The 26,253-nt window shown below is 42.1% G+C and carries 14 protein-coding genes; 7 read left to right on the top strand and 7 right to left on the bottom strand.

Features of this window, described 5'->3' with window-relative positions; translation table 11 throughout:
* Positions 1-15 precede the first annotated feature (15 nt).
* Positions 16-387 carry a hypothetical protein gene (locus FIS9605_RS0109295; protein ID WP_026732346.1) on the top strand — a complete coding sequence of 124 codons (372 nt, stop codon included), beginning with the start codon at positions 16-18 and terminating at the stop codon, positions 385-387.
* Here the strand turns inward: FIS9605_RS0109295 and FIS9605_RS0109290 are convergent, their stop codons facing one another.
* From FIS9605_RS0109290 to mnmG, 5 genes are all read right to left on the bottom strand, one after another.
* Entirely contained in the window at positions 388-1,599 is a 1,212-nt protein-coding gene (locus tag FIS9605_RS0109290; RefSeq protein WP_026732345.1) for a response regulator, read from the bottom strand.
* Between the two features lie 749 nt (positions 1,600-2,348).
* Positions 2,349-3,269 carry an N-acetylmuramic acid 6-phosphate etherase gene (murQ, locus tag FIS9605_RS0109280; protein ID WP_026732344.1) on the bottom strand — a complete coding sequence of 307 codons (921 nt, stop codon included), beginning with the start codon at positions 3,267-3,269 and terminating at the stop codon, positions 2,349-2,351.
* Positions 3,270-3,375: 106 nt separating this feature from the next.
* The gene (locus tag FIS9605_RS0109275; RefSeq protein ID WP_026732343.1) at positions 3,376-3,804 is read right to left on the bottom strand and encodes a DUF3110 domain-containing protein; all 429 of its coding nucleotides are present in this window, start codon (positions 3,802-3,804) and stop codon (positions 3,376-3,378) included.
* 293 nt (positions 3,805-4,097) lie between these two features.
* Complete coding sequence (locus tag FIS9605_RS0109270) at positions 4,098-5,429, bottom strand: hypothetical protein (RefSeq protein ID WP_026732342.1); 1,332 nt, start codon at positions 5,427-5,429, stop codon at positions 4,098-4,100.
* 226 nt (positions 5,430-5,655) lie between these two features.
* Positions 5,656-7,593: a tRNA uridine-5-carboxymethylaminomethyl(34) synthesis enzyme MnmG gene (gene mnmG / locus FIS9605_RS0109265; protein ID WP_026732341.1), complete on the bottom strand. Its 1,938-nt coding sequence runs from the start codon at positions 7,591-7,593 to the stop codon at positions 5,656-5,658.
* Between the two features lie 258 nt (positions 7,594-7,851).
* Between mnmG and FIS9605_RS0109260 the strand changes: the two genes are divergently transcribed.
* Together FIS9605_RS0109260 and FIS9605_RS0109255 are read left to right on the top strand one after the other, a co-directional pair.
* Complete coding sequence (locus tag FIS9605_RS0109260; protein ID WP_026732340.1) at positions 7,852-8,724, top strand: D-alanyl-D-alanine carboxypeptidase family protein; 873 nt, start codon at positions 7,852-7,854, stop codon at positions 8,722-8,724.
* Between the two features lie 260 nt (positions 8,725-8,984).
* A complete protein-coding gene (locus FIS9605_RS0109255; protein ID WP_026732339.1) occupies positions 8,985-9,746 on the top strand; it encodes a M48 family metallopeptidase in 762 nt (253 codons plus the stop codon).
* A gap of 317 nt (positions 9,747-10,063) precedes the next feature.
* On the opposite strand, the gene FIS9605_RS36655 is transcribed toward FIS9605_RS0109255, so the two are convergent.
* Positions 10,064-12,976, bottom strand: a complete 2,913-nt coding sequence (locus tag FIS9605_RS36655) for a methyl-accepting chemotaxis protein (protein ID WP_035139496.1) — start codon at positions 12,974-12,976, stop codon at positions 10,064-10,066.
* A 1,585-nt stretch (positions 12,977-14,561) separates the two neighbouring features.
* Between FIS9605_RS36655 and FIS9605_RS0109240 the strand changes: the two genes are divergently transcribed.
* Positions 14,562-17,576 carry a tetratricopeptide repeat protein gene (locus tag FIS9605_RS0109240; protein WP_231510276.1) on the top strand — a complete coding sequence of 1,005 codons (3,015 nt, stop codon included), beginning with the start codon at positions 14,562-14,564 and terminating at the stop codon, positions 17,574-17,576.
* A gap of 2 nt (positions 17,577-17,578) precedes the next feature.
* On the opposite strand, the gene FIS9605_RS0109235 is transcribed toward FIS9605_RS0109240, so the two are convergent.
* Positions 17,579-18,115, bottom strand: coding sequence for a COP23 domain-containing protein (locus FIS9605_RS0109235; RefSeq protein ID WP_026732337.1), 537 nt, complete (start codon positions 18,113-18,115; stop codon positions 17,579-17,581).
* A 137-nt stretch (positions 18,116-18,252) separates the two neighbouring features.
* Here FIS9605_RS0109235 and FIS9605_RS40725 point away from each other — a divergent pair, with 137 nt between their 5' ends.
* Genes FIS9605_RS40725 through FIS9605_RS0109220 form a run of 3 tightly spaced genes read left to right on the top strand, consistent with a single transcriptional unit; the run spans position 18,253 to position 26,247 of the window.
* Entirely contained in the window at positions 18,253-21,573 is a 3,321-nt protein-coding gene (locus tag FIS9605_RS40725) for a two-partner secretion domain-containing protein (protein WP_026732336.1), read from the top strand.
* On the top strand, positions 21,563-23,443 hold the full coding sequence (locus tag FIS9605_RS0109225; RefSeq protein ID WP_082209746.1) for a ShlB/FhaC/HecB family hemolysin secretion/activation protein: 1,881 nt from the start codon (positions 21,563-21,565) through the stop codon (positions 23,441-23,443). The genes FIS9605_RS40725 and FIS9605_RS0109225 overlap by 11 nt, the downstream gene beginning before the upstream one ends.
* Complete coding sequence (locus tag FIS9605_RS0109220) at positions 23,395-26,247, top strand: CHAT domain-containing protein (protein WP_082209745.1); 2,853 nt, start codon at positions 23,395-23,397, stop codon at positions 26,245-26,247. Before FIS9605_RS0109225 ends, FIS9605_RS0109220 begins: the two co-directional genes overlap by 49 nt.
* The last annotated feature ends 6 nt before the right edge of the window (positions 26,248-26,253 follow it).

Here is a 26,253-nt window from a genome sequence, read left to right as displayed (position 1 = left end):
GACGATACTTAACAAATGAGCTTTAGAACCTTTCAGTTAAGTCTGTATCATCTCCGCCCTTGGCTGACCCTCATAGTAATTGTGTGGTTGCTAGGCTCATTGGGCTTAGGCTGGTTAGTAAATTCATTGCTGATTATTTTTGGGCTACTTTTACTCGCACCGATTGTGGCATTTTTTGGTTTCCGTTGGTGGCTACAACGTAACTTAGTTAGCGATCGCTGTCCCGTCTGTGAATACGAATTTACAGGTTTAAATCAAACCCAGTTGCAGTGTCCTAACTGTGGAGAGGCTTTGTTAGTGCAACATGGTCGTTTTCAGCGCTTTACACCTGAAGGCACAATTGATGTAACAGCAGTTGAAGTACCAGCTAAATCACTGGAAGATTAGTCAAGAGTCAAGGGTCAAGAGTCCAGAGTCCAGAGTTGTTAGACTTTTGACTTTTGACTCTGGTTGTATGTGCTTACGTACTACACCCATGACTTTGTCGGCTGATAGGGGTGCAGCGATAGAATCTGTTGAACCTACAACTTTGGCTCGAACTCGATCTAAAGAGCGATCGCTGTCCGTTAAAATAATTATTGGCGTATTAGCAAACAAAGAAATACGTCTTAACTGAGCGCAAATTTCGTACCCACTGGCGACTGGTAAAACCAAATCTAAAAAAATCAGGTCTGGCTTATGCTCAATTAAAATTGGTAAGGGATGAACAGCATCTTGGATATTAATTAGTCTCAACCCATTATGTATAATAATTTCCTCTAGCATTTCGCTGACCTGAGGGCGATCGTTCACACAGGCGATCAGCGGAATAGTTGGTGTTTTTGATTTGGTGATGCTGTAGTTATCTTTAACTTCAATTACTCGTAAAGGTAAATCAGGAACTTCCACCAGTTCAATAATTCCTTTAAAGATATAAGGAAGCAAAGAACGGGAAACTGACAAGACACTCTGCTTCATTTTCACGGCTAAGTCCAGTAGAGTATACTTGCCGTTGATTAAAGTTACAAAATTTTTGTAGACACCTGAACTTACTTGTTGCTGGAGTTGTTCTGCTCTGTGCACTGTTGGTGCTAAGTTAGGAGAAAGATTTGCTAAACCAGCTTCCGACCAATTTTTCCATGATTCCTCCATGAGTTTGAAAAATTTATCGGCGCTTACCAAGTTCGTTGATGCTGGCAAAATGATTTCTTGGTTGCGATCGCTATTTACCGAAGAAAAATTTGCCTGTTGAACGAGATCAAATAATAATTCTGCGATCGTGTTTTCCACAACAGCATTCATTTGTTCGCGCTTAATTTTCTGTTGAGCGTACAAAGATTCTAGAAGGCGATAATCCCAGTAATCTATGGATACGTCTTGAGAGCACAACTGCATATTATCAAGGTCAATTTCAGGGCAATATTGAGCCATTTGTCTACGCCAGCGCCGGAAGGGATGAGTTCCTCCTGTTGCCCAAACTATTTGTCCTGATTGATAATAAAAATTCCACTTAGATCCCTTGGTACTTTTAATAAGTAACTTGCCACTATATTTTAATTCAGTATAATGTTTAAATTCGTTCATTAATTTATTTGCTACCATCGGTTGCAGATGGCTCATACTTTTTTCCTTTTATTAATAAGTCATCTTATTGCCGACTAGAATAGATATAAATTAGTCAGCAAATATATTTTCAGAGTATAAATAAATTCCGCCAGCAAACTATCCAAATAGCTGCTATTTCTTTTTTATATATTGGTATATAGCTTTCCCAAGCCAAGATTGAGAAGAGTAAAAGCAGCAGAATAAATAAAGGAGTACTCTGAATATAGATGCTCTCCTCTTCAGAATCTATATTCCTAGCTAGGGTTTAAATCACCAAGTAGGATTGCTATATTCTAAAATGGAGATGCACCCAGAATTCATATATCATGTTATACTTTTACGACCAGGAAAGAATCAGTGTAACTCCTGATTTTTTTATTGCAATAAATCTGGATTTGTTAGGTTTTATTAATCAGAGTATTCTGCAAAATTAATTATCCAAATCTAGTGAGTTAGGAAAGCTAGCATAGACTTCCTGAACTACACTTGAAATGTTATTGCTAATATCTTGTACTATATCTAGTAGGAGAGCCAGAGGTTCTCATTCTCGTTACCAGGTTGAACCTGGTAACGAGGGTTGAAGGCTCCGCCTCTCGAATGTTGCAATCGGTATTAAACATAAAATATCAATCATCAAAAAATAGTCTGGGAAAAGCTTTTAGCTTCTTACTTCTAGCTACCTATGTAAATTGTTAGTAATTAGTAGTTAGCGGGTAGTGGTGATGAATAACTAACAACTAACAACTAACAACACACTTCTATGATTAGCTGCGGCTTTTATGACTGGCAACTGCTACTCTTAGATTACCTTGGTATTCTGAGAGCAGTTTTAAGCCTTGTTCCTTGTCTAAACCAGTCCAATGCATTAACAGCGCCAACTTTACCCAGTTGCCGCTACGTTCTAGCAATAATCCCGATGCTTCGCGACTTAAACTTGTGAGGTCTTGCAAAATTCGCAAAGCCCGATCGCGTAATTTGTTATTAGTCACCGCTACATCTACCATGCGATTTCCATAGACTTTGCCCAAGCGTACCATCACACCGGTAGAAAGGATATTTAAAGCTAGCTTAGTTGCTGTGCCTGCTTTCAGGCGAGTGGAACCAGCTAGTACCTCTGGCCCTGTCAGCAAGCGAATATCAATATCCGCTTCCACACTCACTTGTTCGGCAGGTACACAGGCAATAAAAATAGTGGTAGCCCCCCGTTGACGGGCAGCATTAATGGCTCCATGAACAAAAGGTGTTGTACCGCCAGCGGTAATCCCGACTACCACATCTAATTGTGTTATTTGTCGTTGTGCGATCGCCGCTTCTCCATCTTGGAAACGATCTTCTAAATCTTCAGAACTGCGTACTAATGCGCCAGCACCGCCAGCAATGATTCCCTGTACTAGTTCCGGAGGCGTACAAAAAGTCGGCGGACACTCAGCAGCGTCTAACACCCCTAACCTCCCACTCGTTCCCGCACCGACATAAAACAGACGTCCTCCGTGGCGCAAAGACTCTGCTGTGCGTTCAATTGCTTGAGCCAATTGCATTTTAGCAGCAGCAACAGCAGCCACTGCTTTTTCATCTTCGCGATTAAAAATTTCCACCAATTCTAAAGAACTGAGTTGGTCTAAATTCTGGCTATTTGGGTTAACCTGCTCTGTAAGAAGATGCCCACGCTCCTGCAAATTTGTCATTTTTCTTTGTCCTTTGTCATTTGTCCACGCCTAGGTGGAGTCCACAGTTATAAGTCCAAAGTCCAGAGTAATTAATTTTGACTATTGACTCTTGACTAATGACTCATCACAACAATCCTTCTAATCTGCGGCGAATGCTGTCCAGTTCGGAATCAGACAATTCCGGTTCCTCTTGTTGTGATTCTTGATTATCAGGTAGAGCATCCTCTTCAGTCTCCTGTATTTCTGCATCTGGTTTCCAATCGGTTTCTTCCACATTGATTTCTGGGGGAACCGCTAAACCACTGTCTTCGGAGATGATTTCCCAATCATAGTCAGCACTCAGGCAAAATTCTTTGATTTCCTCAGAATCTATCGCCTCGACTGTGGGTATGGGAAAATCTTGAGCTTCTAACATCAAAGCAAAGCGGGTAGCATCGTCTTCTGACTCGAACATCAGAATTTTATTGCGATCGCCAACTCGGACTGTGTGAATTCCCTCATTGTCTGTGCCGGCATTAAAAAGTAATACAAAAACACGCATGGGTGTAATCATCTTTTCTATCTTTGGGATCTATTTTTAATTAAAGTTCTAGCTTGTGTCCAAAGGAAAAAAGAAAGAAGGGTTTAGATAGCCAATTAAAATTCCCCTAACCGCCAAACTATGTAGGTTAGGGGATATAAAAAATGGGGCGTTGCTGAATCAAAGTATGAATCCAAATGTAGAGACGCGCCATGGCGCGTCTCTACAGGGGTTTTAGCAGAACGCAAAATCATTTTCATACATGAAATCAGCAACGCCAAAAATGGCTACTTAGCATTAGCTCTGAAGCTATGAGCACAAAAAATTTAAAATTTCTGTCCTGCAATAATCGATCGCACTTCGCCGTTACGGCGGATGATTGCTTCTCCGTTGGCGACATCTACTAGTGTCCAACCACTAGAACCAATGCTTTCACCAATATCAACGCGGCGACTCACGCCATTAATTTGAAATAAAGCAGCGGATTTGTTTCCTAACTCTAACAATCCTTCTAGGGTATGAGAGGGAGCAGGAGCAGATGAAACAGATGCCACTTGTTGTTTAGCTATTGCTGGTTCTGGTTGTGGTGCTGTAGCTGTGGGTAGTTTGGGAGGCGCTAACAGAGCAGGAAGAGACGGTATGGCTGGCTTGGGTGCTTGCTGCACAGCGATTGGCGCTGTTTTCACTTCTACAGGCTTTAGGTTTGATCGCACGGCTGCAAACAAATCCGCAGGTTTACTTGGTTTAGACACTGTATTGTGCGAAGATTTTACATTAGATTCGGGTTTATTTGCATTTGCTGCTGTTTTGCTAACAGTGGATGGCAGTGGTGGTAAATTTGTAGCAATGCCACCAACAGCTGGAGGCACGTAGCGCATTGGCAAAGGTGCTTGATAAACAGGAATGTAAATTCGCTCTACCATGCTGGTGGAGTGCTTAGGGGCGGGAGTTGTATTGTTAGCTGCTAAAACAGGTGGTAGATTAGCATTACCAGTAGGTTGGTCGTTCTTCACATAGGCAAGGGCTGTACGGTTAGTTGTTAACCCTGGTGTAAGTGCAACATTGCTACCTTTGAGATTGTGTTTTGCGGCTTGAGCGTCTATAACGGCGAGCGCTCCCAGCATATAATTAGCTAAATCTGCCTCTACTTCTGCTTTTGTCGGCAACTGCGGCTGCAACTGCGGCTGTGGTACTTCCAAAGCTTGCTGGAGAGATTGCGATACCAGACGGTTGAGCAAACCAGAGTTGAGCATCCACGCCATGCCAGCGATCGCCAATCCCAAGGTTGTTCCCATACTCAGCATTTGGCTAAACCAGTGCCGCGATTTTGGACGCACTTTCTTGACTATTTTGCTGACACGAGGAGCATTCACTACAACCGCGTTGGGGTTGTTCCGATAATGCGACACTGTTTGTATGTTTCCCAAGGGTGTGTCTGGCAAAACAATATGCGGCATTCTCACTGTTTGCAGATGAGTATATGCTTGTTGCACCGTTTGCGAAGGTAGATTTCCACCACCATCCAGAATTGAGTCTATCTCGGCAAACAGGTCATCCATAAAGCCATCAGCATAGGTTTCTATCGTCCAAGGTTCGCTGGCGATTAATTCCTCCGATGGATCTGGAATAATGAGATTGGTGCTGGCTTCTTGAGACATAGCGATTTTCAGTTTTGGCTTTGTCGGGGGCAACCGATGAATTGTTACCCCTGTTTATGCGGATTTTGGATTAAAAACCTATAGTCCCGTCTGAGGTAGACGGGTTGATGATTTATTCGGTATTAAATTCGACTGCGATCGGAAACGGTTAATGATGCTCAGTATGTACTGATGTCATCAATCATACTAACCTATTCCCGATATACCCTACTACTATACTCCCGCTTCATAAAGTTTGGTTGGACATTAAGGCTGAAAAATCAGTTTCTGTCCGGCTTTTACGCAATTCTAAATAGATCAGTAAAGCATTTACATCGGCTGGGTTAACACCACCAATGCGTGCTGCTTGACCGATAGTAAGCGGTTTTACCTTAGCGAGTTTCTCTCGTGCTTCTTTAGAAAGAGTATCAATCGATGCGTAATCCAAATCCGCAGGTAACTGACGGTTGGCCTGACGAGCAATTTGCTCAATTTGATTTTGCTGTCTGGCAAGATAACCAGAGTACTTAATGTCAATTTCTGCGCCTTCTGTTTCAGCACGGTTAAGCTGAGAATTTCCCAGTCCGTATCTATTGAGGTCTACATAATGAAATCCCGGACGCCGCAATAAGTCAGCAAGGGTAATCGAACCCTTGATGGCTTGTCCTGTAGCTTGGGCGATCGCTTTGCCAATATCATCATGTTCTTTCACCCGCGTGGCGTGCAGCCGTTCTTTTTCTGCTGCGATATTTGCCTGCTTGCGGGTAAACAATTCCCAACGGCGATCGTCAATCAAACCAATTTCCCGTCCCAAGGGCGTCAAACGCTGATCGGCATTATCAGAACGCAAGATTAAGCGATACTCCGACCTGCTAGTCAGCATTCTATAAGGTTCGCGCAAGTCTTTCGTACACAGATCGTCAACCAGCGTACCGATATAACTTTCCTCACGCGGGAAAACGATCGCAGATTGACCGCGTACAAACCGCGCCGCGTTAATTCCCGCTACAATGCCTTGGGCTGCGGCTTCTTCGTAACCAGTTGTACCGTTAATTTGTCCTGCACAGAACAGCCCTTCTATTTTCTTTGTCATCAGTGTGGGATAACACTGGTTCGCAGGTAAATAATCGTACTCTACTGCATAGGCCGGACGCAGCATAATACACTTTTCCAAACCGGGGAGACTCCGCAACATTTGTAGCTGCAAGTTTTCTGGCAACCCCGTCGAAAAACCTTGAATGTAAAGTTCCGGTATATCCCTACCTTCCGGTTCGATAAAGATTTGGTGGCTTTCTTTATCAGCAAAGCGGACAATCTTATCTTCAATACTGGGACAGTAACGCGGCCCTTTGGCTTCTACCCAGCCGCCATACACCGGTGAAAGGTGCAAATTTTCTCGAATCAGGCGATGAGTTTCGGCTGTGGTTCGGGTCATATAGCAGGGCATTTGTTCCCTTTCTACCCACACTTCGGGGTCGAAGCTAAACCAGCGGACGTCTGCATCTCCTGGCTGGAGTTCCATTTTGCTGTAGTCTGCGGATCTCTTATCTACCCGTGCGGGAGTACCCGTCTTCAGGCGGCTTGTTTCAAAGCCCATACGTTGCAGTGTTTCTGTTAAGCCCTCAGCAGCAAATTCACCAGCACGTCCTGCTGGCATCGACTTGTTACCAACCCAGATTCGTCCTCCCAAAAATGTGCCAGTGGTGAGGATGACCGCTTTGCACTCGAATGCTACACCAAAGTAAGTCTGCACGCCAACAATTTCATCGTTAGCGCCCAGCACCAAATCCGTAACCATTCCTTCGCGAACAATCAAATTGTCTTGGTTCTCAACAATAGTTTTCATCACCGCCGCGTATTCCCGCTTGTCAGTCTGGGCGCGTAATGCCCAAACCGCAGGTCCCCGCGAAGAGTTGAGAATCCGCTTTTGCAGATAGGTACGGTCTGCCATCTTACCAATTTCTCCGCCCAGTGCATCCACCTCATGGGTCAACTGAGATTTGGCAGGGCCACCCACCGCTGGGTTGCAGGGTTGCCAAGCAATTTTATCCAAGTTCAGCGTCAACAAAAGAGTACGACAACCGAGGCGTGCGGTAGCAAGGGCTGCTTCACAACCGGAGTGACCTGCACCGACGACGATGACATCAAAAGTGTCTTGGAATTCTACGGAATTGTGCATGGTCATGATTAAGGAACACTAAGCTCAGAGATACTATCAATTTTAACCGATACATATGTTTTCATGGTCGTAGATTATATGATAAAGATGTGCATCAACTTTCAACTTTTATTTATTCATCAAAATAATTTGTAGCTGTTGTTTGGCATTGAGCAAAAAATGTCTACTTCAGCTTATTTGAGCTATTTCATTGTTTTCTCGGTTGAATATTTTTCAATTGAAATGACAATAAAAATATAGCTACTGTTTTCAGGGTGCTGCTTTATGAAAGTAATTTTTAAAAGGACGATTTTTTTAACAATTATCGCCTTGATTGTTTTTACCTTAGTGGCTAGTAGCGGAACTAGACACCACATATTGAGTCAATATAACCAAAACTCAGATAATTGCGTTATTGTTGATTCATTAGGCGATCGCAAACAATCATCTCAAAGATGTACAAATATACCTAAAAATATCACGAGTTCTACTACATATTTTAATTCTGAACGAAAATTGACGGGCAAGCTACGTTTTTTGGCAGCGATTACAGATAAGTTACTAACTATCCCTCAATCTGGTACTTATGAATATACTTTATTGCGTGCCTATGGTGCTGCTTTTGTAAATCAAGACCCAGAAATAAAACTGCCAACAAAAGTGATTTTTAATAACGAACAAGAAACACAAGATTTTCAAGCTACCTTGACGATGGCTAAAGTAAATGATAGCTACGACTGTTATTTACAAAAAGCCGCAGCCGATGCTTTAAATAGAGCAAAAGCACAAGTGATAATCCCTTTAAAATCTGGTTATGGTGATAGTGACTGTACTCGTAGTTTTACCACAACTGTCAGGTTTTGGAGAAAATACGCTAACGATATAACTTTGGCGAGAGTACGACAGGGTGAAGAAACAAAAATTCTTGGTACAGTCGCACCTCCTGGTAGTTCACAACATCTTTGGGGAATAGCAATTGATTTAAGAGTATCAAATGAAGTGCAAAAACAGGCTTTAAATCGAAATGGTTGGTTTCGGACGGTAGAAAATGATATACCCCATTGGACTTATGTCGGTTATCCACCAGAGAAATTGAGTGAATTTGGGTTTAAAAATAAAGTGGTTAGTGGGGTTAGCTATTGGCTGACTCCTTTGTAAACAGACTTCAGCAGTATAGAAAAATTCCAATCTACAGGTAGAGGACTGTTAAGTATGTGAATTATTTATAATAAAAGTAAAATAAAGTGTACTATAGCAATTCTATGTGAGTTGTGAACATGGTTTTTTTTAAACGAACCACAAAGTACACAAAGTACACAAAGTTAAATATAACAAACAGATGGAAGAGTAAATTAAAAATTAGCTAAAAACAGGCTTAAATTAGCGTTGACAATTGAGATATAAGATTTTGGGTCATCATGATTGCTCGTTTTCCTAATAAATTTCGTAAAACCCTTTCTTTAGTTCTTGGTTTGGGAACTGCTGCTAGTGTGGGATTATCTGCTCCCGCGCCAGCAAGTGCGATTCCATTTCAGGATTTAATTGTTCCTGGAATTCAGTATTTCCAACTTTCTAATCTTTCAACGAAGCAAAAAGCTGCATTGGGTGGCGACATTCACCAACAAGTAAGAAGAAATTACAGGCTCGGTACTAATGCGTATGTTAACAAGGTAGGTCAACGAATAGCTCGAGCTAGTGACTGTTCCCAAACTCCTTTTAAATTTTATGTAGTTCAAAACTCAAGCATTAATGCCTTTGCCACCACGGGTGGCTATGTCTATGTCCACACTGGGTTGTTACAAGCAGTGGATAACGAAGACCAGTTGGCATCGGTTTTGGCGCATGAAATTGCTCACATTTGTAATGACGACTTAATCAACAAACTGAAACAAGCACAACTAGCTCAAGGGGCGGCTTCGCTTGCTGGCTTAGATAGAAGCAATTTGGCGGCTTTAGCTTATAAGGTAGCTATAGACTTACCAAATAGCCGTGACGCTGAATTTGATGCCGATGCTAAAGGATTGCAGTATATGCAACGGGCGGGTTACGATGCGAATGCTATGCCAGCATTTCTAAGGAAATTAGTGAATCGTTCTTCTAGACCGACGTTTTTGAGTACTCACCCAAATGCAAAAGAGCGAATCGCTGTTTTAGAAAAGAAAATCGCTGCTGGTCAGTAGACTTGTTGTAGAAGTAGGATTAACTCAAAAGTTGCATCTGGGAGAGCCAGAGGCTCTCATTCTTGTTACCAGGTTGAACCTAGTAACAAGGGTGGCTTGTCTGGGGACTGTTGCTACCCCTGTCAAGGTGTGAGTCTTGAAAATGGATTTTTCTTGGTGTCTATGTGTCTTGGTGGTGAAAAAAGAATGATTGAAACACTAAGACACTAAGCTTGCCCTCGAGCGCAGCGAAGGGACACAAAGAGGAAAATCCCCAATCCCTACTTTCAAGCTAGATGCGATCGCCTCCGCAATAATCATGAATCGCCAGTTTATCATTACACATCCAGTCGATTTTGTTCGCTAATTTTGAACTTCGCCACAGTTGCTTGCAATTCCTGAGAAATTCTGACTGTTTGTTGCAATGACTGAGAAATTTGACGTGATGAGCTACTGGTACTTTCTGACACTTGAGATATTTCTGCGATTAACTTGGTTACTGCTTGCGATGTTTCTACTTGAGATACAGTCGCCTGAGAAATTGACTGCACTAACTCATCAATTTGGCGAGAAACACTCAGAATCTGGTTGAGAGAGATTTTCGCATTTTCTACAATGCGAGAGCCTTCCACTACCTGGATAGTTCCCTGTTCCATTGCTTTGGCAACTTCAGCCGTTTCTCGTTGAATATTCTCCACAAGCAGCTTAATTTCTTGAGTGGCGTCAGAGCAACGGGCTGCAAGTTCACCGACTTCTGTAGCAACCACTGCAAAACCTTGACTTTGTTCGCCAACCCTTGAGGCTTCCAGTCCAGCGTTGACTGCTAGCAAGTTGGTTTGCACGGCAATCTCGTTAATCAAGGAAACTATCCGGGAAATTTGTTGCGACGATTCTCCCAGGCGCTTGACTTTTTTGGCTGTATCATCAATTGTTGAGCGCAAGTTGAAGATTTTTTCTACCGTCAGATCAATTGCTTTTTCACCTTCAGTGGCGGTATCGGAGGCTGTATGGGCAATTGCGGCGGCTTTTTTAGCATTGTCTGCCACATCTGCGATCGAATGTGTCATGCGCTCAACACTATCGAGGGTATGGTTGATATCAATTGCTTGTTTGATGGCTTCGTCGGCAAGTTGGCGAATCGCACCTTCGTTTTCACCAAGGGCTGCATTCACAGCAGTTGCAGACGCTTTCACTTTGGTGACAATCTCTCTGAGATTCTCAACGATGGTGTTGAAAAAGTCAGCAACGGTGCCTATTTCCCCTTGTGTAATAGTCGCACGCACTGTCAAATCGCCTTTGGATGCTCCTTCGATATCTCGCAGCAGTTTGATAATTTGTTGTTGCAGCGCTTCTTTCTGTTGACTTTGCTCAATGGCGATTAGTTCTGCACGAGAACGTGCTCTATGTACCTGTTCAAGAATATGTGCCTGCTCTAGAGCATAACCAATGGGAATAGCTACCTGCTTAAATAAATTGATTTCTGATTCTTTCCATTTACGGGGGCGATCGCACTGATGAGCGATCAGTAAGCCGTAGAGGTTGTTGTTGAGCAAAATAGGCGCGACTAAATTTGCTTTGACTTCAAATGCCTCCAGTTGAGCAATGTGACACGCGGTTAAACCTGCTTCGTAGATGTTTTCCAGTGCTTGGACACGGCCTCTTTGATATTTGTCAACGTAATCTCTGGCAAAACAAGGGTCGGGAATTTCTGTACCCAACGCGGACGGCCACTCGTCACCAACGCATTCAGCTACAATCTTGCCCATCCAGTTTTCATCGAAGCTATAGACAACGACTCGATCTGCTTGGATCGCTTCTCGCATTGTTGTTACCGCTGCATTTAGTATTTGTGCAGTATCAAGAGAACCACGGATGCGAAAAGTAATTTTATTGACTAGCTGTGCTAGCTTGGCTTCATTTTCTTGCTGGATGGCTTTTTCAGAAATTGTTTCTACCATTTGGTTAAAGGCGACAGCCAATTGCCCTAATTCATCAGTGCTGTCAATTTCCATGCGAACAGAGCGATCGCCACCAGCAAATTTCCGGATTTTTCCTTCTATTTCTCCTATTGGTTTCAGAATTCTTCGCTTGAGAGTATATGTCCAAACCCCAATCAGAATTAAACCAAAAACACTGGCCAGTGCATATTGCAGTCTATTTTGCTGAAGCAAATTCTGGAGATTATCTTGGCTGCTTCCCTGTACTAAAATGGCTACTGATTCACCTGCAAAAATGGGGACATCCCGACTGGGTTCTGCAATGATTTTATTAGGAACAGCCTTGGCGGCGATCGCGTAGTTTTGGTTTCCAATAGCCACCTGTCCAGTCACTACTTTACCTTGATCCAATACTGCTCGTACAAGTATTGATTTATCGGGTAAGTCTAGATTAGATGTAGCTTCATTTAAGTCGTTTCCTTCAGTTTTATTTAAAGCTGTAGCTAAGGCAAAGTCTCCTGCTCCTTTGTTCATGTAAATAGCGGTGTAGCCTTCGCCGGTGGCTTTGAGGGTTCTCCGTGTAATCGACTGTTTTCCATTGACAACATCCCCAGCAAGCAAAACACCAATAACTTGATTACCCTTGTGAGATTTAACAGGTGTAACTGTGTAACGAACAAGAGCATCTTGATTATTCAAGTTTCGCGCCAAGGAAGGTATTTCTTTTTCTAAATCCGATCTCTTAACAATGACGTTCGCTTGAATTTGTCTGGGGTTTTTTAATACCTCACTCACCAAGCCATGCGGATCAAAAAATTCGCCTCTGCGATTAGAATTGGCATTAACAATAATCCGCCTGTCTGTGCCGACTAGAGTTGCAGAGTCAATACGGAGAGTCTGAATTTCATTTTGGAGAATTTGCTTGACTTCAGAGTACGATGGCTGGCTTAAATTCTGACCAAGTAAATACAGTTGGGCAGCCTTAATAATGGCATTATTTTTTGACTGGCCATTAAAGGCAAAATCCATTTGAGTAAATTTCAGGTTGTAATTAACATCTGCAATGCTAATTTCTGACTTTGCTTGTTTGAGATATTGAGCCTTTAAACTGCAATTAATAATTAAAGTCGAACTAATACCTAAACCGAAAATAATTGCCAATTCAGACACAAGCATAGCAGTTAAATGTTTGCTGTTAATTGGCAAGTTAACAAACCACTGCCCTAGAGGAAGTTTTGCTTTTGGGACAGCATTAGGATTTGTTTTTGCTCGTGTAAAAATCTCTTTGTAATTATTTCGATAACTTTTAAGCATAGATGATTTTTAAAGACAATTTTCTAGGTTCGGTATGCTGAGCATGAAGTTCATTTGTCATTAGTCCGAAGTCAAAGTTTTGTCAATATCAATGAGTTTGGAAAAACTAAACAACTTTAATGCTAGGACTAATGACTAACCAAAAATAGACAAATGCACCCGAAATTAACTTCTTTAATCTTTTAGGTAGTGCAAACAAACACTTAAGACTTGGCTGTGATTAGTTAAGAACATCTAACCCAACTCTGAAGAATGCTTTCATTTGTATCTGAACTCTTACTAACTATCAAAATAAATGTATATTTATGCTACTACTTGCCGAGCAGTTATCATGGAAATTTTAACTTTAGGGAGCACTTTAAAAGTAATTAAGTAGCGCACAGCCGATGCACCTGAATTTTAAATACCTGTAAATTTTTGACCTTGCTTAAAAAGCCAATATAATAAAATTGCTATGATATATTCTTCAATTCTATGTTATTTATGTGTTTTGTGCAACATTTACTTGTAAATTGCTTGTTTCAGTGATTTTAATTGAAAGTTTATATTAATCAATTATTATTGAAATAGCTAATTTTTATTTATTTGCAAGCATGAGTAATACTAAGCATTGTCTTGTCATAAAGTTACTAGCAAGCTGCTAGATGCCTGATTGCTGGATAAAAATTTTTAAACTAATATACACTGCGTCTAGCTCGGACTTTTGATTGTTAAGACTATCAGTAGTCACTAGCCATCATTCATTTTGCAAGATAAATGATTAATACTAACAACATGCACTAATCCTCACCAATTAAGTATGCAAGGCTAACTGCATATAGGTATTGGGGTTGATTTTTAAGATTATGGCAAAGCAATTTATGTACAAATAATAAAGTTAAAATTATGTCGGCTTGCAGTCAAGGAAAAAATGTAGCCTGATTTCTCTACAGTGAATCTTGACAGTCACAAAAATGGCTACATTTGGACTAGTGTTCTCACTACAAAGATATTTATATTAAGTGCAAGTACAGTATAAAAAATACCAAGTATTAGCCATCGAGTAATACCTACTATAATTACTCTAGATTCTATAAAGCTATATACATGAACATCGAATCAGACTGAAGGTCAAAGGAGAAAGGTTATGGATTTTAAACAGTCATGTATCAAACTATGCATAACTAGTCAAGAATAATTTGTAGCTTTTTTGGCTAAAAATAGCTATTACTGAAAAAAGAATAATTTTCCTGCCACGATCTATAGCACTGTCTCCTGCATGGCAATTGATGAGTCTCCCTTTCACTTTTAACCTTTTCCGCAACAAGAGCGCAAAAGAAACTTTTGCAAAAGCTCTTCTGCTTGCTACCCAAGGAAATTACTGCTATACATCTAGTTAATCTCATGCAGTTCGTTGAAAATGAATATAATTCCCAACTTAAAATTAAGATTGCTACCTAACCTTTATTAGCTGCATGATAAAAAGGTTAACAACTAGTTATGCAAGTGCTTAATAATCATTTATAAGCAGAGACTGATATATCTGACAAAACTTCCGTTTAAGATAAGTTACATACTTGTTTATTGCACTATTTATGATAGCTTCATGTCTATGAGCTTTCCTATCAAACCGTTAGGTCAAGTTTTACAACAGGCTGACTTAATTTCAACTACACAGATAGAGATAGCTCTACAAGAGCAAACCCAAGCTGAAAACATCCGGATAGGGCAGATTTTAGCTTTGCGAGGATGGCTCAAACAAGAAACAGCTGATTTTTTCGCTGAGCAGTGGCCGACTCTATTAAGTCAAGAATCGAAACAGCCTTTAGGTCATTATCTTAAAGAAGCTGGGCTGTTGAATGAGCATCAAATCAAAACCATTCTCTACGAACAAAGAGAAATGGGACTTAGATTTGGAGAATTAGCTGTTCTCAAGGGTTGGATCAAGCCAACTACAATCAGCTTTTTTTTACAGTATCTGACTTCTGAAGGTCAGCCATACCAGTCAAGTTTGGAACAGGAAGAAGTTATAGATAGTAATAGCAGTCAAATACTAGCAGAGTCACCAAATTCAGAATTAGCAGTACAACAAGAGAGCAACATCAGAGAATCTAATCCTAACCATAAATTTGTTTCGAGTTTGAGTTGGATTCACCAGGAAATAACACATCTACGACCTTTGATCCGTAGCACGATCAAATTGTTCAAATTAGATCGAAAAGCTAGTTGTCCGGAAATTGTGCTGCAAAAAGTGCTATCCTGGACAGGCGCTCAGCCTTTTCTCACCCAAAAGCTGTGTCAATTGATATGTGATAGTGAAACTTTTATTCCTGCTGGAGAAGAAGCGGCGAGAGTAGAGCAGTTAGTGCAAACCCGCTTGATTGAAAATTGGGAGACTCAAGTTGCAGCTGAGCATTTGCTGGCAATTCGCAAGGGTATAGTTGAAAATCAGCATTGTGACCCGATGTTGCTGCTGAGGCTTTATCAGCAAGTCTTGTTAGAAACAGAAGTGCCTACTCATCACAATCCAGTCCAAACAGAGTTGCTGGATTTAGGATTAGTTGTCAAACAAGAGAATAAATTAAGAGTAGCTAACCGCATCTACCAATCTGTTTTTAATTTGGGTTGGGTTGAGCAAGAATTAGAACGGTTACGACCTTTTCTTAACAACATCATCAAATTATTTAAATTAGATCAAAAAGCCAGTCGCCCAGATATTTTGTTAGAACAGGTGCTATCCTGGACAGGCGGTCAACCTTTTCTCACCCAAAAGCTGTGTCAATTGGTCTGTGATAGTGAAACTTTTATTCCTGCTGGTGAAGAAACAGCGAAAGTGGAACAGTTAGTGCGAACTCGCTTGATTGGAAATTGGGAACATCAAGCAGCGGCTGAACATTTGCGTGCTATTCGACAGGGTTTGCTCAAAAATCAATACTGTGATTCTATATGGCTGCTAAGGTTGTATCAGCAAATCTTGCAACAGGGAGAAGTGTCAATTCATGATAACAGTCCAGTCCAAACAGAGTTGTTGAATTTGGGATTAGTTGTCCAACAAGAGAATAAATTAAGAGTAGCTAACCGCATCTATCAATCTGTTTTTAATCCGGGTTGGGTTGAGCAAGAATTAGTGCGATTACAACCTTTTATCCAAAACACGATTAAGTTATTCAAATTAGATGAAAAAGCTTGTTTTCCAGAAACTTTGCTACAAGAGGTGCTATCCTGGACAGGCGGTCAACCTTTTCTCACCCAAAAGCTGTGTCAATTGATATGTGATAGTGAAACTTTTATTCCTGCTGGTGAAGAAGCAGTAAGAGTGGAACAGTTAGTGCGAACTCGCTTAATTGAAAATTGGGAAAATCAGGCAGCAGCTGAACATTTGCAAGCTATTCGACAGGCTTTAGTTGAGAATCGGCACTGCAAGCCGATGTGGTTGCTGAGTTTGTATCAACAAATCTTGCAACAGGGAGAAGTTTCTATTCAAGACAGTCCAACCCAAACAGAGTTGTTGAATTTAGGATTAGTTGTCAAACAAGAGAATAAATTAAGAATATCTAACCGCATTTACCAATCTGTTTTTAATCTGGATTGGGTTGAGCAAGAATTAGCAAAATGGCTTCAAGTCTCGTCTTCAACCATTACTATACCTAAAAGTGTTTCTATTAAAGCAACTCCAACAATCACTCTGTTTGAAGTCAACAATTTGATTGCCAATCATAGAGGTGTAATATTTAAAAGCATTTGGATTTTACTGGCAATAGCTGGTTTGAGCATCGTTAGCTTAAATATCTTTCGGAACCAACAGGTAAAAAATCTTTTTCAACAAGGCAATGAACTATTCCACCAAGGAGAATACAAAAAAGCGATCGCCAAATTCGATCGACTTTTAAATTTCGATAGTAATTACTATCAAGCTTGGACAAACCGAGGTTATGCACTGGCTGGTTTGCAGGAATATAACAAGATGCTGGAATCCTGCTCAACAGCAACTATCATCGAGCCAAAGGCAGTGTATGCTTGGAATTGTCAAGGAGAGGCGTTACATAACCTCAAGCAAAACTATGAGGCTATCTCTGCCTTTGACAAGGCTATTGCCCTCGACTCGCAAGACCCTATATTTTGGATTAACAAAACCGAATCACTGATAGAACTTAAGCAAAGCGACACGGCACTTATCACTATTGATGAAGCAATTAATCTGCTGCTGCAAAAAATTCACAAAGCTGGGAAAGTAGATGAGCAACAGCAAACCATCAGAGAGTTATCAGTTGCTTTTAGTCATAAAGGTAAGGTGCTAGCACAAAAGCAACAATACAAAGAAGCTCTTGCTGCTTACGATCAGGCACTAATATACGATCCCCGATACTTTACTGCTCAGCGGGGTCGGGGTCTAGCACTCCAAAGTTTGCAGCAATACAAAGAAGCGATCGCTCAATTTCAGCAGATGCTCAAAGATTCTCGCCTGACAGATGCTCAACAAGCAGAAACTTTGTATTACATGGGATTAACGTTTTGTAAGTCGTCTCAAATTCAAGATGGATTTGCTGCTTTGGAAGCAGCTCTCAAACTCAAGCCAGATTACCAGGCTGCAGAGGAAGCAAAAACCAATTGCAGCCGATAATTTTAGAATAGCCTCTGCCACCAAGGCTTGGACTTGATATCAACGTAAATCCGACTCACAGTCCTGGAATCAGGAGGTTGTGATTGCTTAAAATCGCTACCAAGCATTTCGTATAAAGCTTGAGAGGAGTTAACCTTGGCGTCGAGAGCAAATAAAACCTGAGCGCTGTAATGGTTGCAACCGACGCCCCTACGTTCTACAGCGCAAACTACAGGTTGAGCTTTAAGCTTGTCATTGGTTAAGTAGTGAGCACGCCCTTTCTTGTATAGTCCCTGCAAGATTTTAGCCGTATTTTGGCAGTTTTGCACGGCATCTTGAGTTGAGAAATATTGAGGCAAGAAGCTGATCATTGTAATATTTCTTGCACTCCCTTGAGCAGAGGAAGTAGCGATCGCCGTGGGTGTACTACTGGTGTCAGTATTACAGGTGATGTTGATGGTAGAAGAAACTGGACTAGGCTGAGCAACTGTTGCTACAGCAGAGAATGCGAATATCGGAGCCATGCCCAAAATGGTGACCCAAGATAGCCTTTTGTTCACAGAGTCACATCCTTTCTTGACCGAAATTTAAATTTTAATATACTATTTTTTAGTTAAATTTACTTAAGTTTGACAAAAAAAGAGAACTTAAGTAGTGTTCAATGAGTTTTATTAATCTGTTAATTTTTAAATTCAAGATGAAACAGGTTGCTCAGCAAATTTTCTTTGTTAGCAGTACGCTTATTTGCTGTATATTTGCTATTTGCCCCGCGCAAGCACAAATCTCCGCAGATGGCACGATTCCAACTAATGTCAATCAAATAGATAAAGTCTTTGAAATCACTGGAGGAGCACAAGCTGGCAGCAACCTATTCCACAGTTTTAAAGAATTTTCTGTACCTAATGGTAGCGAAGCTTTTTTTAAAAACAGTGCGAATGTTAATAATATTGTCAACATTATCAATCGAGTCACAGGCGGCTCAATTTCTAATATTGATGGATTAATAAAAGAAAACTACGGCGCTAATTTGATTTTAATTAATCCGAGTGGTATTAATTTTGGTGCCAATGCTCAACTAAACATAGGTGGCTCTTTTTTAGGAAGTACAGCCAGTAGCCTCAAGTTTGCTGATGGTACAGAGTTTAGCGCCACCAATATTCAGAACTCTCCTGTACTAACAATCAGCGTTCCAGTCGGCTTGCAATTTGGACAAAATTCAGCAGCAATTAACGTTCAAGGTCAGGGCCATAATTTATCCCTTGAAAGTCAAATATTTTCACCCTTTACTAGGGGTAGTACTGCTGGTTTGAAAGTGCAGCCTGGGCAAACCCTAGCCTTGGTGGGAGGGGATATCAATTTAGACGGGGGTACTCTCACCGCAGAGGGAGGACGGATTGAGTTAGGTAGTGTGGGTGAAGGTTTGGTTAGTCTCAATCCTACTGCTGGTGGCTGGACATTGGGCTATCAGGGCGTACCTGCTTTGAAAGATATCGAGATGCGATCGCGCTCAATCGCTGATGCTAGTGGTGTTGGTAGCGGTTCGATCCAGTTACAGGGCAGAAATATCAACCTTAGTGATGGATCGGCCGTATTAATTCAAACTCAAGGGATAGAATCAGCTGGAAATATTGACGTTAATGCATCTGAATCTTTGAAATTAATTGGAACCACACCAGACGGGCAGATTGCCAGCAATATAGTTACTGAAACCATTGGAGGTGGCAAGAATGGGGATATTAACATTACCACTCCAAGCCTAGTTGTTCAGGATGCAGGTGTCATATCTGCTGCTAATTTCACTGCTGCACAAGGTGGCAATGTCACAGTAAATGCTTCTGAATCGATAGAAGTAAATGGGTATTCATCTGTAAACCCGAATCGTTTTAGTACCATCTCTGCTACTACTTTCGGCCCAGGAAATGCCGGAAAACTCACACTATCAACCAAGCGGTTAACAGCAACAGATGGAGGAAACATTGCATCTGTAACAGCTGGAACTGGCTCAGGGGGAAATGTATTTGTGAACGCATCTGAATTGGTGGAACTCATCGGAGTAGCACCAATAGTCTTTGCACCCAGTCAAATCACCTCTGGTACAGGAGGCCCAGGCCAAGCCGGTAGCGTCACAATTAACACTCAGCGTTTAGCGATCCGAAATGGAGGCAGAGTAGATGCTTCCACTTTAGCGAGTGGCCCTGCTGGCAGCATTACAATTAATGCCAAAGATTCAGTAGATGTGAGTGGCAGAGTACCAGGATCTGTCAATCCCAGTCTGATCCTCTCCTCTGGCAATATTGTCGATCCTCCCTTGCAACAGTTATTAAGACTACCTCCCGTTCCTTCTGGCTCCTCTGGAGACGTGACAATTAACACGGGTAAATTGAGCGTTACAGATGGTGCTCTGGTGACAGCAAGCAATCAAGGTTCAGGAAATTCTGGAAATGTGAGAGTAAACGCTCGTTCTGTTTTTTTAGATAGTGGAGGTGGTATCACTTCCGAATTAGGAGGAACCCTTGTACAAGGGAGACCTGTGTTCTTTTCTCCCATAACCTTGGGAGCTAGTAAGGGAGGAGATATTGGTATTTCAACCCAGGATTTAGTTGTCCGGGGTGGGGGCAATATATCAACTTCCTCCTTTACAAATGCAGCAAGTGGCGACATCAGTGTGGATGCCTCTGACTCGATACAAGTGATTGGATTCGCACCTTTTAATCCCAACGCGCTCAGCTTTATTAGTAGTTCAACCTTCGGTTCTGGAAATGCGGGAAATGTGAATCTATCAACCGGTCGGCTGACGGTTCTTGATGGCGCGCGTGTGGGTGCTGCAATTTTTGGAACTGGTTCTGGAGGAGATGTTACTATCAACGCAACTGAATCTGTAGAAGTCATCGGTATAGAGCCAAGCCAATTGGTTGTAAGTACTGTGGGTGTCTCAACCCTTAGTCGTGGAAATGCAGGCAACTTGACTGTTAACACACCCAGACTAGTAGTTCGTAATGGAGGACGGGTTGATTCTTCCACTTCTGCAACTGGTGCCGCAGGAAGTGTTACCGTAAATGCCCCTGACTCCGTGGAAGTGAGCGGCACAATACCTGGAACTTCCATTCCCAGTTTGATTAGTTCCGGTGCTAATATTGCATCTAAAGTTGCCCAACAGCTTTTTGGACTACCTCCCGTACCGAGTGGAGCATCTGGAGACGTAACAATTAATACTGTTAAGTTGATTGTCACGAATAGAGGTCAAGTAACTGCCAGGAATGATGGGTCAGGCAATGCCGGCAGCGTGAAGATCAATGCTCGTTCTACTTTCCTGGATAGGGAAGGTGGGATCACAGCAGCAACCGCATCCGGTGAAGGGGGCAACATTTTCCTACAGACAGATTCCTTACGAATGCGCCGTGGCAGTCAGATATCAGCAGAAGCTGGTGGTACTGGTAACGGTGGTAACATCACCATTACTGGCTTCAGTCCCACTGATTTTGTTGCGCTGCTCGAAGGTAGCAAAATTACTGCTAACGCATTTCAGGGTAGAGGAGGAAACATCAGTATCAATACCCAAGGACTCTTTGTTTGCCCGGAATGTCAGATTAGTGCCAGTTCAGATTTAGGAGTAGATGGTGAAGTAGAAATATTTACACCGGATACTACTACCAACCAAGAAGTTATCGATTTGCCACAAGAGATCGCTAAACCGGAAGAAGTGGTAGCACAAGTCTGTCCAGCCAACAGAAAACCTGGTCAGAGTGAGTTTACCATCACCGGACGCGGAGGATTGCCACCCCGACCTAGTGAACCGCTTAGCAGTGAAGCCTTGATTAGTTTTGAGTCTGCTCCTACCCAAGCAGAAAATTCTTCAACAGGAGCGATCGCCACAGGCAAAGCCCACACCCAACAACTACCACCCCCAGCCCGAGGTTGGTATGTTAACCCCAAAGGTGCGATCGTCCTGACAGCAGCTGCTCCTACAGCTATCCCCTACGGTTCTGGCTTAACTTCATCATCGTGTTATGCTAATTAAACCCAAGTCACACAGACAAAGGAACAAGGGGATAAACAAACAGAAACAAGACGCAAAAACACAGGGACGCAAAAACACAAAGATATTTTTCTTCTCCTCATCTACCCATCTTTTCTTCTCTTCATCTACCCGTCTACCAATCTTCAAAGGCGCGATCAATCTGCCCCTACTTCCCTTCTTTTTGCTGCCCATGCTCTCCCACACATCCTCTGCATGGGCACAATCTGTCAATCCTATTACCCCAACTCCAGAAGAACAACCCCGTCCTGCTCCTACTCCTCTACCTCCTTTAGAAAAACCCCTCCAGTTCCCGCCTACAGCACCTCCAACTCCCGATCAAATCCAGAATCTACCCGGGACGATTGTCGTGGAAAAGTTTGAGTTTGTTGGTAGTACTGTATTTAGCCAACAAGAGTTAGAGCAGGCGACGGCTAACTTTACCAAGAAACCCATCACTTTTGCTCAGCTTCTGCAAGCTGCCAATCAAGTCACTCAACTTTATCTCAAACAGGGTTACATTACTTCTGGAGCTTACATACCCAGTCAAGAGATCCAATCGGGGATTGTCAAAATTCAGGTGCTGGAAGGCAGTTTGCAAGATATTAATGTCAATATCGTCAAAGGACGGCTAAATTCTGATTACGTACGCAGCCGCATTGCTGTTGCTGCTTCCACACCCCTGAATATCAATCGTCTACAGGAGTCGCTGCAATTACTGCAACTCAATCCTCGGATTGAAAGTTTAAATGCTGAACTTACTGCTGGCACTAAACCCGGTACTAATTCCTTAGAGGTAACAGTTACAGGAGCCAAAACCTTTCAAACTCAACTCAACCTTAATAATAATCGCAACCCCAGCGTTGGCAGTTTTGAGCGTGGGATTGAGATATCAGAAGCAAGTTTGTTAGGACTGGGAGATGAGTTTATTGTTGGCTATCGCAACACTGATGGCAGCAATAGATTTGAGGGCAGTTATACTTTACCAGTCAATCCTCGCAATGGCTCTTTGAGCTTTAACTACCGAATTACCAACAACCAGATCGTTAAACCACCTTTCAACGATTTGGATATAGAGGTCAAGTCTCGCGAGTATGAACTCTACTTTCGTCAACCAGTTATTCAAACTGCTAGTCCTAAAATCAGTCAAGAACTTGCCCTCAGTCTGGGGGTAGCTAGGCGGGAAAGTGATTCTTCTATTCTTGGAGTTGAATTTCCTCTGTTTCCAGGAGCAGATGCAAATGGAAAAACCCGTGTCTCGGAGTTGAATTTTGCTCAAGAATGGTTGCAAAGGAGCCGTCAACAAGTCTTAGCTGCTCGTTCTGAGTTTAGTCTGGGCATTGGTGCATTTAGTGCCACTGTTAACAACAACGAACCGGATAGCCAGTTTTTTCTTTGGCGGGGACAATTGCTGTATTTGCGTCGTTTTGGAGAGGCAAAAAACACGCCCGCCGTCAATCCTACCCTGTTTGTTCGTTCCAGCGTGCAACTAGCAAGCGATTCTCTTCTTTCTATAGAACAGTTGAGTTTAGGGGGACAAGCAACAGTACGGGGTTATCCTCAAGATGCCGTGATTACCGACAATGGCATTTTTACTTCTGTTGAGGCACGGCTGCCCATTTTCCAATCTTCACAGAACAACAGAGTTTTACAAATCACACCATTTATTGATTTTGGTACTGGCTGGAATACAGGTAGAAACAATCCAAACCCCAATACCTTAGTGGGTATAGGAGTTGGCTTACTCTGGCAGATGGGAGAAACTTTTACAGCCCGGTTGGACTGGGGTATTCCTTTAGTGGATATTGATTCGAGGCGAGAAACATGGCAAGAAAACGGAGTCTATTTTCAACTGGAGTACAATTTGTTTTGAAAGGAAGGCTGAAGGCAGTCTCAAAGAAAAACTTCACCCCATTCTATCAGACACCCCTCTCCTTGCTAAGGAGAGGGGCAGGGGGTGAGGTTACTTTCAAGATAGGAGGCAGAAATTACCGTCGTCTAGTTGTCTTGACGCTTTCAGTTTTATTTGGACTGATTTCTACTCTGAGTATTCCAGCTTGGTCGAATTCCAAATCCCCGATTCCGAATTCTGCTACTCGTGCGCTACAACTGGCACAAGAAGGACAACAACTATATAATGCAGGCAAATTCGACGAAGCAGCAAAGCTTTGGCAAGCAGCGGCTAAAGCTTATCAGCAACAGGGCGATCGCGAGGGAATGAATAAGAGTCTGATTAACCAATCCCAGGCTCTCCAAGATTTAGGATTATATCCCAAAGCTTGCAAAACTTTACTCCAAGCTTTTGCTGTTGATAAACCAACCTGCACCCAATCGCAACTAAACAGTTTCCTCACGAATATTTCCCAAAAGCGAGACTCTCTTTCACTCACCCAAGCGACTGGCTTGCGTAGCCTTGGTGAAGTTCTCCGCAAACAGGGATTGCTCAAGGAATCTCAAAAAGTCTTGCAGTTGAGTTTAGCAGTACTGAATAAATCACCAGAATCGAGTGCTGTTTTGCTGAGTTTAGGCAACACCGAACGAGCTTTAGGCAACCAAATCCGCGATCGCTGGGATTACGAACAGATCACAGCCATCATCGACCAAAAATCCCAAGACTCTGCTCTCGCCCCTTACCAGCAAGCTTTCAAGTACTATACGCAAGCAGCAACTGTGGCATCATCTCCACCAGTGGTGAAAATTTCAGCACAACTCAATCACTATAAACTATTACTAGAAAACCAAAAATGGTGGAGAGAACAGACGAGTCGGCGCATCGTTTCTTGGACTAGATTTGGCGAATCCCAGTTGATTGAACGCGCCAAAGATTTTTTGTCTCAGTTGGAATCCCAACTCAGCCAAAATGCCCAAACTTTGCAAACTCAAATTGAATCTACCCTTGCCACTGTTCCTCCAAATCGTGCAGTCATCTATGCCCAGATTAGCTTTGCTGACTGTCTCATTAAAACCGAACAACTAGACAAAGCCAAACCTGTTTTGGATGCAGCACTGCAACAGGCACGTACTTTACAAGACCGACGGGCAGAAACTTACGTTTTGGGATATCTTGGTCAATTTTACTACCAACAAAAGCAGTTAAATCAGGCGATCGCCCTAACTCAGCAAGCCCTAGCGTTAGCTCAAGAACAAAATGTTACTGGAGATGCGCGAGAAATTACTTATTTATGGCAATCGCAGTTAGGTAGTTTGCTTAGAGAACAACGAGATACAAAAGGAGCGATCGCAGCTTACACAGCAGCCTATAACACTCTCCAGTCCCTCCGTAGCGATTTAAACGCCAACAATCGAGACGTTCAGTTTGACTTTCTCAAAGAAGTCAAACCCGTTTATATAGAACTAGCAGATTTGCTTTTGCAATCAAAACTGGGTGCAGATGAGCTAAATTCCCTAGTAGTGTCGAATCCCAATATTACCCAAGCAAAGTTTGAGCAGAACCAACCAAAAAACCGCTTAGAATTTGCCCGTAGAGTCATAGAATCTTGGCAATTAGCAGAATTAGATAACTTTTTTCAAGATCCATGTTCTGAGGAAACAAATATCGCCATTCAGATTGATGATATCGATACCCAAGCAGCTGTTATCTATCCTTTTATTTTTAAAGACCGCTTAGAAATTATCCTTTCCTTACCAGGAAAACCTCTACAGCAATTCGCAATTCCCGTCAGTGAAGATAAAGTAAATGACACGCTTGATCGGCTTTACGATTACTTAGACAATGTTACTGTTAATAACTCTGCTCGCAATATCCTAGCAACTGCCAACCCAGATCCAGAGGAATTAAAAGAAAATATCCAGACACTTTTACCAATTTTTGCACAGCTATACAACTGGTTAATTCAACCTGTCGAGACACAGTTAAATACCAATCAAATCAAAAATTTAGTTTTTGTGCTGAATGGTCGATTGCAAAAAGTGCCGATGGCAGCCCTATACAATGGTCAACAATATTTAATCGAAAAATATGGCGTTGCTTTGGTGCCAAGCCTGCAACTTATAGATCCGAAACTACTCAAGCGGGAAAAAATCAAAGTTTTAGCTGCTGGAGTCAGTAAGCAAGTTCAGATTCAAGGAGAAACTTTTCCCGCATTGGTGAATGTACCAAAGGAATTAGAAGAAATTAAAGAAGCTTTTCCTAGTTCTTTAAAGCTTCTCAATCAAGAGTTCACCACTCAAACTATCCAAAACCAGCTGAAAGAGAATTTCCCTGTTGTTCATCTAGCAACTCACGGCCTATTCAGTTCTAACCCCCAAAAGAATTTTATTATTACAGGGGATGGCAAAAGTATCAGTATTAATGAGTTGAGCAATTTATTGAGAGAACAAGAGAGTAATTTGGAATTACTGGTGCTAAGTGCTTGTGAAACTGCCACTGGTGATGAACGAGCGATGTTAGGTTTGGCAGGAACGGCTGTACGTTCTGGTGCACGCAGCACTCTTGCTACTCTCTGGCCTGTGAGTGATGCTTCTACCGCTCAACTTATGGGTGAATTCTATCAAGAACTCACAAAACCAGGAGTGAAAAAACTTAACGCTCTTAGGATAGCTCAATTGTCACAGATTAAGTCTCTTCGGAGTAAGCCGTTATTTGATGAATTGAAGTCTTTGCCTCCCCATCCTTATTTTTGGGCTTCTTATGTTTTGGTGGGTAATTGGCAATAAAGTCTA

Source organism: Fischerella sp. PCC 9605, assembly GCF_000517105.1.
Lineage (GTDB): Bacteria > Cyanobacteriota > Cyanobacteriia > Cyanobacteriales > Nostocaceae > PCC9605.
The sequence above is the reverse complement of the archived record's forward strand: the minus strand, read 5'-3'. Positions and strand labels throughout refer to the sequence as shown.